Raw genomic sequence first — 12,099 nt, 5'->3', positions numbered from 1 at the left:
TAGAAGTTTTAAGTAAGCGCTTACTTGCAAATCCTTTTCTTTCCAAATCCCTCTTCCAAGCAAGTTTGTGAAATAAAAAATATTTGAAATAAATTTCACAAACTTCAAAGATAAAACCTGATAAGAAAAGAAAATGAGAAAAGTTTCACAAGAGTTTAAAAATTCTTTGTGAAATGTTTATGAAACTGTTTACAAAGTTGAAATAATGCGTTATAATAAACTTGTGAAAAAATTAACAAAGGATATCGATCCTTGAAAGCTATGGAGGAAAATATGGCTGATAAAAAAACTGTGACACCAGAGGAAAAGAAACTCGTTGCTGAAAAACACGTAGATGAGTTGGTTCAAAAAGCTCTAGTTGCCCTTGAAGAAATGCGTAAATTGGATCAAGAGCAAGTTGACTACATCGTTGCCAAAGCATCAGTAGCAGCTTTGGATGCCCACGGAGAATTGGCTTTACATGCCTTTGAAGAAACAGGACGTGGTGTATTTGAAGATAAAGCAACTAAGAACTTGTTTGCCTGTGAACACGTAGTAAACAACATGCGCCACACTAAGACAGTTGGCGTTATCGAAGAAGACGATGTAACAGGATTGACTCTTATTGCTGAACCAGTTGGTGTTGTTTGTGGTATTACTCCAACAACCAACCCAACTTCAACAGCTATTTTCAAATCATTGATTGCTTTGAAAACACGTAATCCAATCGTCTTTGCCTTCCACCCATCAGCTCAAGAGTCATCAGCTCACGCAGCTCAAATCGTTCGTGATGCAGCTATCGCAGCTGGTGCTCCTGAAAACTGTGTGCAATGGATTACTCAACCATCTATGGAAGCAACAAGTGCCCTTATGAACCACGAAGGTGTTGCGACAATCCTTGCAACAGGTGGTAATGCCATGGTTAAGGCGGCTTACTCATGTGGTAAACCAGCTCTTGGGGTAGGTGCCGGAAACGTTCCAGCTTATGTTGAAAAATCAGCAAACATTCGTCAAGCAGCACACGATATCGTCATGTCTAAATCATTTGATAATGGTATGGTCTGTGCATCTGAACAAGCGGTTATCATTGATAAAGAAATTTACGATGAATTTGTAGCAGAGTTCAAATCTTACCACACTTACTTTGTAAACAAAAAAGAAAAAGCTCTTCTTGAAGAATTCTGTTTCGGCGTGAAAGCAAACAGCAAAAACTGTGCTGGTGCAAAATTGAACGCTGACATCGTTGGTAAACCAGCAACTTGGATTGCAGAACAAGCAGGATTTACAGTTCCAGAAGGAACAAACATTCTTGCTGCAGAATGTAAAGAAGTTGGTGAAAACGAGCCATTGACTCGTGAAAAATTGTCACCAGTTATCGCAGTTTTGAAATCTGAAAGCCGTGAAGATGGTATTACTAAGGCTCGTCAAATGGTTGAATTTAACGGTCTTGGTCACTCGGCAGCCATCCATACAGCTGACGAAGAATTGACTAAAGAATTTGGTAAAGCTGTTAAAGCTATTCGTGTTATCTGTAACTCACCTTCTACTTTCGGTGGTATCGGGGACGTTTACAATGCCTTCTTGCCATCATTGACACTTGGATGTGGTTCTTACGGACGCAACTCAGTTGGGGATAACGTTAGTGCCATTAACCTCTTGAATATCAAAAAAGTCGGAAGACGGAGAAATAATATGCAGTGGTTTAAAGTTCCTTCAAAAATTTACTTCGAACGCAATTCTATCCAATACCTTCAAACATGTGAAGATATTGAACGCGTTCTGATTGTTACAGACAAATCTATCGAAAAACTCGGTTTCGTTCAACGTGTTATCGATCAATTGAACGCACGTAGCAACCGTGTAACTATCCAAGTCTTCTCAGATGTTGAACCAGATCCAGACATCACAACTGTAGAACGTGGTGCTGAGGTGATGAAAGCATTTGAACCAGACACAATCATTGCTCTTGGTGGTGGTTCACCAATGGATGCAGCCAAAGTAATGTGGCTCTTCTACGAACAACCAGAAATCGACTTCCGTGACTTGGTTCAAAAATTCATGGATATCCGTAAACGCGCCTTCCGCTTCCCATCACTTGGTAAGAAAGCGAAGTACATCGGTATCCCAACAACTTCAGGTACTGGTTCAGAAGTAACACCATTTGCCGTTATCTCTGATAAGAAAAACAACCGCAAATACCCATTGGCTGACTACTCATTGACACCGACTATTGCCATTGTTGACCCTGCTTTGGTTGAATCAGTTCCAGACTTTATCGCTGCTGATACAGGTATGGATGTCTTGACACACGCGACTGAAGCCTACACTTCAAACTTTGCTAACGACTATACAGACGGTATTGCGCTTCAAACAATCAAACTTGTCTTTGAATGGTTGGAAAAATCTGTTAAGACAGCTGACCCAGAAGCTCGTGAGAAAATGCACAATGCGTCTACAATGGCTGGTATGGCCTTCGCCAATGCCTTCCTTGGAATGAGCCACTCAATGGCCCATAAGATTGGTGGTGTTCATCACACTGTTCACGGACGTACAAATGCTATCTTGCTTCCGTACGTTATCCGTTACAACGGAACTCGTCCAGCTAAGACTACTACATGGCCTAAATACAACTACTGGAAAGCTGATGAGAAATTCCAAGACATCGCGAAAATGCTTGGCTTGCCTCACTCAACTCCAGAAGAAGCAGTTGAGGCATACGCTAAAGCTGTTTACGAACTTGGTGTTGCAGTAGGTATCAAGATGAACTTCCAGGATCAAGGAATTGATGAAAAAGCTTGGAAAGACAGCTTGCATGAAATTGCTTTGCTTGCTTATGAAGACCAATGTTCTCCTGCTAACCCACGCTTGCCAATGGTAGCTGACATGGAAGAAATTATGGCAGATGCATATTATGGCTACAAAGAAAGACCAGGACGCCGTAAATAATTGTTATCAGTTTAGAGGCAGGAGTTATCCTGTCTCTTTTTTGTAATTCTATTTGAAAAATGGTATAATCATCGCATATATTTATTTGAAAATCAAATCTTTAATAATCATGCGAGGGGCAAATGAACAAGATAAATGAGTTAGGGGATAAAGTGCGACTTTTAAGAGAGGAGAAAGGCCTTAGTCGTCCAGTTTTTTGCGGAGATGAGTCTGAATTATCAGTGCGTCAGTTGGTGCGGATTGAAAAAGGAGAATTTCGCCCGACGATAAAAACCCTAGAATATATTGCAGATAGATTAGAAATTCCGTCCTACGTCTTGATGCCAGATTATAAGGAATTGCCTAAACGCTACCAAGAATTAAAGTACTTTCTTTTACATCATCCTGACTATGGAGACAAGGAGTTGCAGGAACAAAAGGAAGAATATTTCGATGAGATTTTTGAGAATTTTTATGATGATTTGCCACGTGATGAGAAAGTGCTAGTGGATTGTCTTCAAGCTATAGATGCAGTGAGAATGACTAGTAATTCCTTATATGGAAGCAGTGTGATTGAGGACAGTCTTCAAGACTTGCTATCCAGAGATGTATATAAAGCCGAGGACTTGTTGAAACTGAGACTGTATTTCAACTGTCAGTTAATGGATGGTTTAAATATGGGTGAGATAAAAGAATCTGAGCATGAAACCATTCTTTGTTTTCATGACAAACTAAGTTCTCAGGTTGATAAGATAGAGTTCGATTGTTTGGACTTACTTAGAGACTCCTTGTTAGCTTCTTTAACTTGTATAGAGATTATGGGGTTGCTTCCTTATTTTAAGAGGGCAGTCGAGACCTTAAATAAAATAGGGCAAAAAACACGAGATTTTCAAAAACAACCGATTGTCTTGATGGTGGAGTGGAAATATTATATTCAGACGGATTATGATACAGCCAAACAAAAGTATGAAGAAGCAAAAATGATGGCGAGGATGTTTGGCAATGAGAAGTTAATCGTTAGTTTAGATAAGGAATGGAGCGAGGATCTAGAAAGATATCGTTAAAGAGTTTATAGGAGTGACATTTCTGTCATTGAGGAAATGCCGCTTTTTTGTTACAATGAATTTTATACTCAATGAAAATCAAAGAGCAAACTAGGAAACTAGCCGCAGGCTGTACTTGAGTACGGCAAGGCGACGTTGACGTGGTTTGAAGAGATTTTCGAAGAGTATTACTTGATATACATCCAGAAGCAAACGAGGCAATAGAGAGAAAATTCTAAGTAGTAGGCCTATAGGGTCAATCAACTTGAAGGATTTTCTATAAGTGTGATGTATGACGATAACAGTTTTAAACAAGGGGGAAAGAATGTCCATTTTATCCATTAAAAATATTTCAAAGTTTTACACTTTGGACGGTAAACATCAAGAGCAGGCTCTAAGAAATGTTAACCTGCAGATTGCAAAAGGTAAAATTACAGCGATTTACGGTCCATCAGGCTGTGGCAAAACCAGTCTACTCAATATCATCAGCGGTTTAGATAGACAATATGAAGGAGATTTAGAGTTTAAAGGGGAATCCCTCCGTGACTTATCAGAGATTGAACTAACTCAATTTCGTAAAGATAAGATTGGATTTGTGTTTCAAAACTTTAACCTCATTCCTCATCAGTCTGTTTTGGACAATGTCAAGCTACCTCTCTATGTCAAAGATTTATCTGACAGGGAGATGACAATGATTGCAAAGGAGCAATTAAGTAACTTGGGTATGGAGACTTTTATGGCTAAAAATGTTAAACAACTTTCTGGTGGGCAAAAGCAACGTGTAGCAATCGCGCGTGCACTGGTAAATCAGCCTGATATGATTGTAGCAGATGAGCCAACGGGTTCGCTGGATTCTCAATCCCAAGAAATGGTATTGGAAGTATTTAAAAATTTAGCCCAAACAGGGAAAACAGTATTGATCGTAACCCATAATCCAGAGGTTGCCGAGTATGCAGATGTGATTATCAAAATGAAGGATGGTGAAGTTGTTGAAGAAGTCAAAAAATAAAGGATTATCATTGAAAAACAAATTCAAACTTTCTTTAAATAACTTTATGGAAAGAAAGTGGCGTAACCTATTGATTGCGCTAGCAACCTCAATCGGTTTTGTAGGAGTCTTAATTTCTTTCGGCTTGGGAAATGCATTGATTTCGATGATTGATGAAAATACGAATGGAGGTCAAATCCCTTCTCAAGTTCAGATTGCTTTAAACACAAAAAATGTTGGACGAGGCTTTTTGAACCAAGATGATAAGAACTATATCACGGATACAGTTGGGAAAGAAGCTATTAAATATTTGGAGAGTCCTTTTGGGATGATCATGTCAAATATGACTATAGATGGTCAAGAAATGGATCTGAGTCAAACGATGCCTTCTTATGCTCAAGTAGTGAGTCTATATGAGGATACAAGTATTTCTGTTAGTAGTAATGAGGCGGACAAAGTATTAGCCGGTTCCCTCTATACTGATTCAAATGAACAGGGCTTGACGATTCCAAGCAGTTTACTAAAAAATTGGAATGAACAGACAGGAAAAAATCTGACAGCTAGTGATGTTATTGGCAAATCAGTCTCAGCCAGCATTGTAGAAAATGCTGCTGAAGCTAGCAAGACTGCTCAATTTCAAACAAAGATTGTACGTGTGATCAATGATGAAGATGACCTGGAGGACAGCAACAGTTTCATGCCGTCTCATCAAATGGAAACGATTTTGAAAGAAGCTGAATTTACAAAAGCTGTATCTTATTTTATCTTGGAACTCAAAGATCCATCACAAACAAAAGCGATAACAGAAGAATTGCAGAAAAACAAGAAGTATACTGTTCTTTCTCAACAGAAGGTTCTTGATATTGTGATTACTTTTATTCGTGTCATTCAGGGATTGTTGATTGTACTTTCATCACAAGCTATTGTGGTAGCAGCGGTCATGATTGGTATCATCATTTACATCAATATTATGCAACGTTCTAAGGAAATAGGCGTCATGAAGGCAGTTGGTTATCAAAATCGTGATGTCAAAGGAATTTTTATTTACGAGGCTATCTGGATTGTAGGAATCGCCTTGCTGCTGGCATTTTTGGTTGCACAAGGGGTGGGAAGTTTGGCGAATGCGGTTGTAAATCACTTTTACCCATCTATCACTAAGGTTTTTGAATTAAATCTTTTATCTGTTTTAGGAACTCTAGCTTTCGCTCTATTACTTGGTTATGTCTCAGCCTACTTCCCAGCGCGTAAAATTAGTAAAATGGATCCTGTAGAATCGCTACGGTATGAATAGTCAAGTGTGTTACTAGGTTATCGTCTTCCAAAAAGAAACTAACATAGAAAAACAATGCCCGTACTTGCAATTAAACTTAAATAGTTATATAATAGGTTTGTTGAAAGGTGATTTGTAGTGATTCAAGTTACTCTTTTCACAATAAAAATTTCATGATTTTCATAAGGAGGAAATCACTAATGGTAGTTAAAGTTGGTATTAACGGTTTCGGACGTATCGGTCGTCTTGCTTTCCGTCGTATCCAAAACGTAGAAGGTGTTGAAGTTACACGCATCAACGACCTTACAGATCCAGTTATGCTTGCACACTTGTTGAAATACGACACAACTCAAGGTCGTTTCGACGGTACTGTTGAAGTTAAAGAAGGTGGATTTGAAGTTAACGGTAAATTCGTTAAAGTTTCTGCTGAACGTGATCCAGAGCAAATCGACTGGGCTACTGACGGTGTAGAAATCGTTCTTGAAGCTACTGGTTTCTTTGCTAAGAAAGAAGCAGCTGAAAAACACCTTAAAGGTGGAGCTAAAAAAGTTGTTATCACTGCTCCTGGTGGAAACGACGTTAAAACAGTTGTATTTAACACTAACCACGATGTTCTTGATGGTACTGAAACAGTTATCTCAGGTGCTTCATGTACTACAAACTGCTTGGCTCCTATGGCTAAAGCTCTTCAAGACAACTTTGGTGTTGTTGAAGGATTGATGACTACTATCCACGCTTACACTGGTGACCAAATGATCCTTGACGGACCACACCGTGGTGGTGACCTTCGCCGTGCTCGCGCTGGTGCTGCAAACATCGTTCCTAACTCAACTGGTGCTGCGAAAGCTATCGGTCTTGTAATCCCAGAATTGAACGGTAAACTTGACGGATCTGCACAACGCGTTCCAACTCCAACAGGATCAGTTACTGAATTGGTAGCAGTTCTTGAAAAGAACGTTACTGTTGATGAAGTAAACGCAGCTATGAAAGCAGCTTCAAACGAATCATACGGTTACACAGAAGATCCAATCGTATCTTCAGATATCGTAGGTATGTCTTACGGTTCATTGTTTGACGCAACTCAAACTAAAGTTCTTGACGTTGACGGTAAACAATTGGTTAAAGTTGTATCATGGTACGACAACGAAATGTCATACACTGCACAACTTGTTCGTACTCTTGAATACTTCGCAAAAATCGCTAAATAATTCTTGAGTCGATAAAAAGCAAGGCCTATTGGTCTTGCTTTTCTTATATGGAAAAATGGATGACACAATCATCCATTCTTTTTTAATTCTTTTTCAAAAGTATTCGAGAGGGCAGTGAAGTTTAATTTTTCTAATGTAAGTGGATGGGTAAAGGACAGTCGGAAGGCGTGGAGCATAAGCCGACTCGTCTTTGAATTGCTGTTATAGAGAGGGTCGCCCAAAATAGGGAAGTTATGATGCGAAAGGTGCACACGAATCTGATGGGTTCGCCCTGTCTTTAGTTTACAACGGACAAGGGTCGTTTTGTTTGGGAATTGCTTTAATCTGCTTACATGCGTTTCAGCATATTGCCCATTTTTTGTATCAACTATTCGTTTTCTGCGGTCATGGCGATCACGCCCAATTTTGTCTTTGAAAACAAGTTCTTTGCTGTTGATATTTCCGTCAACAAGCGCCCAATATTCCCTAGAAATCTCTTTTTTCTCCAATAAGCGGTTGAGAATGGGCAGGATAAAAGGATTTTTGGCAAAGAGAACCAAGCCACTGGTTTCCATGTCCAGACGATGAACGACATAGCAGGTTTGGCCAACATAGGCACTGACATGGTTAAGAAGGGCGATTTCGTTTGGCTGATTACCATGCGTTTTCATCCCCTCTGGTTTGTTTACAATAATCAAGTGTTGATCTTGATAAACTTCCTGCACTAAGTCTGGGTTGCCCCAAGGGATTTCTTTTTCGGGATAATCTTCCTCGTCAAAAGTCAACTGGCAAACATCTCCAGGACTTACCATCTCGTTCCAATGAACTTCTCGCTGATTAATCAAAATGTGTTTCTTGATTCTTAAAAAATGACGGATTTTTCTAGGGATAAGGAGTTGTTCCTCCAGTAATTGCTTAACCGTCATTGGAGGTAGAGAGTCTGGTAATGTAAATGTGAATTTCATACAGATATTGTAACAAAAAAAGCCCTATTTGGATAGGAAATAGCTAAATTCTTGTCTTCCTATGATGAAGATGATAAAATAAACGCATGAAATTAGATAAATTATTCGAGAAATTTCTTTCTCTTTTTAAAAAAGAAACAAGTGAATCAGAGGATTCTGGGTCTACTAGCTTACGTCGCTCTCGTAGTGATCGAAAAAAATTAGCCCAAGTGGGTCCGATTCGAAAATTCTGGCGTCGTTATCATTTAACAAAGATTGTCCTTATACTAGGTTTGAGTGCAGGCTTGTTAGTTGGAACCTATTTGTTTGCTGTAGCCAAGTCAACCAATGTCAATGATTTGCAAAAAGCCTTGAAAACTCGGACTATTATTTTTGACCGTGAAGAAAAAGAGGCTGGTGCCTTGTCTGGTCAAAAAGGAACCTACGTTGAACTGATTGACATCAGTAAAAATTTACAGAATGCCGTTATTGCGACAGAAGACCGTTCTTTCTATAAAAATGACGGAATTAACTATGGCCGTTTCTTCTTGGCGATTGTCACTGCTGGTCGTTCAGGTGGTGGTTCTACTATTACCCAACAGTTGGCTAAAAATGCCTATCTGTCTCAGGATCAAACTGTTGAGAGAAAAGCAAAAGAATTTTTCCTTGCCTTAGAATTAACAAAAAAATATAGTAAGGATCAAATTCTAACCATGTACCTTAACAATGCCTATTTTGGAAATGGTGTGTGGGGTGTAGAAGATGCGAGTAAGAAATACTTTGGAGTTTCTGCATCAGAAGTGAGTTTGGATCAAGCTGCGACTCTGGCAGGGATGCTCAAGGGACCGGAACTGTATAACCCCTTGAAATCTGTAGAAGATTCTACTAATCGTCGTGATACTGTCTTGCAGAATATGGTTGCAGCGGGTTACATTGATAAAAACCAAGAAACCGAAGCTGCAGAAGTTGATATGACTTCGCAATTACACGATAAGTATGAAGGGAAAATCTCAGATTACCGCTATCCTTCTTACTTTGATGCTGTGGTTAATGAAGCTGTTTCCAAGTATAATTTAACAGAGGAAGAGATTGTCAATAATGGCTACCGCATTTACACAGAGCTGGACCAAAACTACCAAGCAAATATGCAGGTTGTCTATGAAAACACCTCGCTATTTCCGAGGGCAGAGGATGGAACATTTGCTCAATCAGGAAGTGTAGCTCTTGAACCGAAAACAGGGGGAGTTCGTGGAGTTGTCGGTCAAGTTGCTGACAATGATAAAACTGGATTCCGGAATTTCAACTATGCAACTCAATCAAAACGTAGCCCTGGTTCTACAATTAAGCCTTTAGTTGTTTATACGCCAGCAGTTGAGGCAGGTTGGGCTTTGAATAAGCTCTTGGATAACCATACCATGCAGTATGACAGCTATAAGGTTGATAACTATGCAGGAATTAAAACGAGTCGAGAAGTTCCTATGTATCAAGCCTTGGCAGAATCGCTTAATCTACCTGCTGTTGCCATTGTTAATGATTTGGGCCTTGACAAGGCTTTTGAGGCAGGAGAAAAATTTGGACTCAACATGGAAAAGGTCGACCGTGTTCTCGGCGTCGCTTTAGGAAGTGGTGTCGAAACCAATCCTCTGCAAATGGCTCAAGCATATGCTGCCTTTGCAAATGAAGGTTTAATGCCGGAAGCTCATTTTATTAGTAGAATTGAAAATGCTAGTGGTCAGGTCATTGCGAGCCATAAACATTCACAAAAACGAGTGATTGATAAAGCTGTAGCTGACAAGATGACTAGTATGATGTTGGGTACATTTACAAACGGAACAGGTATTAGTTCATCACCTGCAGACTATGTCATGGCAGGGAAAACTGGTACAACTGAAGCAGTTTTCAATCCGGAGTACACAAGTGACCAGTGGGTAATTGGTTATACTCCGGATGTGGTGATTAGTCATTGGCTTGGTTTTCCAACCACTGATGAAAATCACTATCTAGCGGGTTCTACATCAAATGGTGCTGCTCATGTCTTTAGAAATATTGCAAATACCATTTTACATTATACACCAGGAAGTACCTTTACAGTTGAAAATGCATATAAGAAAAACGGAATTGCACCAGCTAACACAAAAAAACAAGTACAAACCAATGATAATAGCCAGACAGATGATAATTTGTCTGATATTCGAGGACGTGCGCAAAGTCTAGTAGATGAGGCTAGTCGGGCTATCTCGGATGCGAAGATTAAGGAAAAGGCTCAAACAATATGGGATTCGGTAGTCAATCTATTTCGCTAAGATGCTTGTCAAAGCCTAGCTTTCTTGTTATAATAGATAAGATGGAGGCGTTATGGCACTAAAAAAAGCAAGCCTAGCTTGTGCGGTTTGTGGTTCGAGAAACTATTCAATCAAGATTAGTGGAACCCCCAAGCCTACACGACTAGAAGTAAATAAATTTTGTAAGCATTGTGGCAAGTACACTACACACAGAGAAACGAGATAGGAGAGAGCGATGCGTTTTATTGGAGATATTTTTAGACTTCTTAAAGACACAACATGGCCAACTCGCAAGGAAAGCTGGAGAGATTTTCGTTCTATCATGGAATACACAGCTTTCTTTGTAGTAATTATTTACATTTTTGACCAGTTGATTGTTTCAGGTTTGATTCGATTTATTAACATTTTTTAGAAGAGTAGTGAAAGTACACTAAAAATCTTCTATTTATGAAAGGAAATATCATGGATAGTTTTGATAAAGGGTGGTTTGTTTTACAAACTTATTCTGGTTATGAAAATAAGGTAAAAGAAAATTTATTACAACGTGCACAAACCTACAATATGTTGGATAATATTTTACGCGTTGAAATTCCAACGCAAACAGTGCAAGTTGAAAAAAATGGAAAGAGAAAAGAAGTAGAAGAAAATCGCTTTCCAGGTTATGTTCTTGTAGAAATGGTCATGACAGATGAAGCTTGGTTTGTTGTTCGAAACACACCAAATGTTACAGGATTCGTCGGATCTCACGGAAATAGATCAAAACCAACTCCATTATTGGAACAAGAAATTCGTGATATCTTGGTTTCTATGGGACAAACTGTACAAGAGTTTGATATCGATGTTGAAGTTGGTCAAACTGTACGTATTATTGATGGTGCTTTTGCAGACTACACTGGTAAGATTACAGAAATTGATAATAACAAAGTGAAGATGATTATCTCTATGTTTGGTAATGACACAGTTGCAGAAGTAAACCTAAACCAAATCGCAGAATTATAACCCAAAGAGAGGCAAGACCTCTCTTTTTTGTGCAGTTGAGACGGTGTAGAGAACAGAATGGATGAAATGTGCCAAAAGTGTTTCTGAATCTGTTAGACTGTACACAGAAAGGGGAAAAGAATGATTAAAGAATTGTATGAAGAAGTCCAGGGAATTATATATAAGTGTAGAAATGAATATTACCTTCATTTATGGGAGCCATCGGACTGGGACCAAGAGGGAATGATTTGCTTACATGAATTGATTAGTAGAGAAGAAGGACTAGTAGAAGATATTCCTCGTTTACGTAAATACTTCAAAACTAAATTCCGTAATCGAATTTTAGACCATATCCGTAAACAAGAAAGCCACAAACGAAGATATGATAAAGAACCTTATGAAGAAGTGGGTGAAATCAGTCATCGTATAAGTAATGGAGGACTCTGGCTAGACGATTATTATCTCTTTCATGAAACACTAAGAAATTATAGAAACAAACAAAG

At 39.0% G+C, this 12,099-nt stretch carries 11 protein-coding genes; 10 read left to right on the top strand and 1 reads right to left on the bottom strand.

The window, feature by feature from the left end; all coding sequences use genetic code 11:
- The first annotated feature begins 273 nt into the window (after nucleotides 1-273).
- From adhE to gap, 5 genes are all read left to right on the top strand, one after another.
- Nucleotides 274-2,925 carry a bifunctional acetaldehyde-CoA/alcohol dehydrogenase gene (gene adhE, locus HT688_RS04180; protein WP_172922079.1) on the top strand — a complete coding sequence of 884 codons (2,652 nt, stop codon included), beginning with the start codon at nucleotides 274-276 and terminating at the stop codon, nucleotides 2,923-2,925.
- A 122-nt stretch (nucleotides 2,926-3,047) separates the two neighbouring features.
- The gene (locus tag HT688_RS04175) at nucleotides 3,048-3,968 is read left to right on the top strand and encodes a helix-turn-helix domain-containing protein (protein WP_001033774.1); all 921 of its coding nucleotides are present in this window, start codon (nucleotides 3,048-3,050) and stop codon (nucleotides 3,966-3,968) included.
- A 304-nt stretch (nucleotides 3,969-4,272) separates the two neighbouring features.
- Nucleotides 4,273-4,956 (top strand): ABC transporter ATP-binding protein, encoded by a 684-nt coding sequence (locus HT688_RS04170; RefSeq protein ID WP_172923583.1) that lies wholly within the window; start codon nucleotides 4,273-4,275, stop codon nucleotides 4,954-4,956.
- Nucleotides 4,925-6,226, top strand: coding sequence for an ABC transporter permease (locus HT688_RS04165; protein ID WP_172923582.1), 1,302 nt, complete (start codon nucleotides 4,925-4,927; stop codon nucleotides 6,224-6,226). The genes HT688_RS04170 and HT688_RS04165 overlap by 32 nt, the downstream gene beginning before the upstream one ends.
- Before the next feature lie 179 nt (nucleotides 6,227-6,405).
- Entirely contained in the window at nucleotides 6,406-7,413 is a 1,008-nt protein-coding gene (gap, locus tag HT688_RS04160; protein ID WP_000260685.1) for a type I glyceraldehyde-3-phosphate dehydrogenase, read from the top strand.
- Between the two features lie 68 nt (nucleotides 7,414-7,481).
- On the opposite strand, the gene HT688_RS04155 is transcribed toward gap, so the two are convergent.
- Nucleotides 7,482-8,357: an RluA family pseudouridine synthase gene (locus HT688_RS04155; protein WP_341774480.1), complete on the bottom strand. Its 876-nt coding sequence runs from the start codon at nucleotides 8,355-8,357 to the stop codon at nucleotides 7,482-7,484.
- 86 nt (nucleotides 8,358-8,443) lie between these two features.
- Here HT688_RS04155 and pbp2a point away from each other — a divergent pair, with 86 nt between their 5' ends.
- The 5 genes from pbp2a to HT688_RS04130 form a co-directional block, all read left to right on the top strand.
- On the top strand, nucleotides 8,444-10,639 hold the full coding sequence (gene pbp2a / locus HT688_RS04150) for a penicillin-binding protein PBP2A (protein WP_172923581.1): 2,196 nt from the start codon (nucleotides 8,444-8,446) through the stop codon (nucleotides 10,637-10,639).
- A 52-nt stretch (nucleotides 10,640-10,691) separates the two neighbouring features.
- Nucleotides 10,692-10,844, top strand: coding sequence for a 50S ribosomal protein L33 (gene rpmG, locus HT688_RS04145; protein WP_014017356.1), 153 nt, complete (start codon nucleotides 10,692-10,694; stop codon nucleotides 10,842-10,844).
- Nucleotides 10,845-10,853: 9 nt separating this feature from the next.
- Nucleotides 10,854-11,030: a preprotein translocase subunit SecE gene (secE, locus tag HT688_RS04140; RefSeq protein WP_001210991.1), complete on the top strand. Its 177-nt coding sequence runs from the start codon at nucleotides 10,854-10,856 to the stop codon at nucleotides 11,028-11,030.
- A gap of 50 nt (nucleotides 11,031-11,080) precedes the next feature.
- Nucleotides 11,081-11,617 (top strand): transcription termination/antitermination protein NusG, encoded by a 537-nt coding sequence (gene nusG, locus HT688_RS04135; protein ID WP_000376740.1) that lies wholly within the window; start codon nucleotides 11,081-11,083, stop codon nucleotides 11,615-11,617.
- Nucleotides 11,618-11,737: 120 nt separating this feature from the next.
- A partial coding sequence (locus HT688_RS04130) for a sigma-70 RNA polymerase sigma factor region 4 domain-containing protein (RefSeq protein ID WP_172923580.1) occupies nucleotides 11,738-12,099 on the top strand: 362 nt, incomplete at its 3' end.

Source organism: Streptococcus sp. 1559, from assembly GCF_013276735.1.
GTDB classification, from domain to species: Bacteria; Bacillota; Bacilli; order Lactobacillales; family Streptococcaceae; genus Streptococcus; species Streptococcus pseudopneumoniae.
The sequence above is the reverse complement of the archived record's forward strand: the minus strand, read 5'-3'. Positions and strand labels throughout refer to the sequence as shown.

Bases quoted from the DNA above. Each gene is read 5' to 3' on its own strand.
- adhE (WP_172922079.1), top strand. From the start codon at position 274: ATGGCTGATAAAAAAACTGTGACACCAGAGGAAAAGAAACTCGTTGCT.
- HT688_RS04175 (WP_001033774.1), top strand. From the start codon at position 3,048: ATGAACAAGATAAATGAGTTAGGGGATAAAGTGCGACTTTTAAGAGAG.
- HT688_RS04170 (WP_172923583.1), top strand. From the start codon at position 4,273: ATGTCCATTTTATCCATTAAAAATATTTCAAAGTTTTACACTTTGGAC.
- HT688_RS04165 (WP_172923582.1), top strand. From the start codon at position 4,925: ATGGTGAAGTTGTTGAAGAAGTCAAAAAATAAAGGATTATCATTGAAA.
- gap (WP_000260685.1), top strand. From the start codon at position 6,406: ATGGTAGTTAAAGTTGGTATTAACGGTTTCGGACGTATCGGTCGTCTT.
- HT688_RS04155 (WP_341774480.1), bottom strand. From the start codon at position 8,357: ATGAAATTCACATTTACATTACCAGACTCTCTACCTCCAATGACGGTT.
- pbp2a (WP_172923581.1), top strand. From the start codon at position 8,444: ATGAAATTAGATAAATTATTCGAGAAATTTCTTTCTCTTTTTAAAAAA.
- rpmG (WP_014017356.1), top strand. From the start codon at position 10,692: ATGGCACTAAAAAAAGCAAGCCTAGCTTGTGCGGTTTGTGGTTCGAGA.
- secE (WP_001210991.1), top strand. From the start codon at position 10,854: ATGCGTTTTATTGGAGATATTTTTAGACTTCTTAAAGACACAACATGG.
- nusG (WP_000376740.1), top strand. From the start codon at position 11,081: ATGGATAGTTTTGATAAAGGGTGGTTTGTTTTACAAACTTATTCTGGT.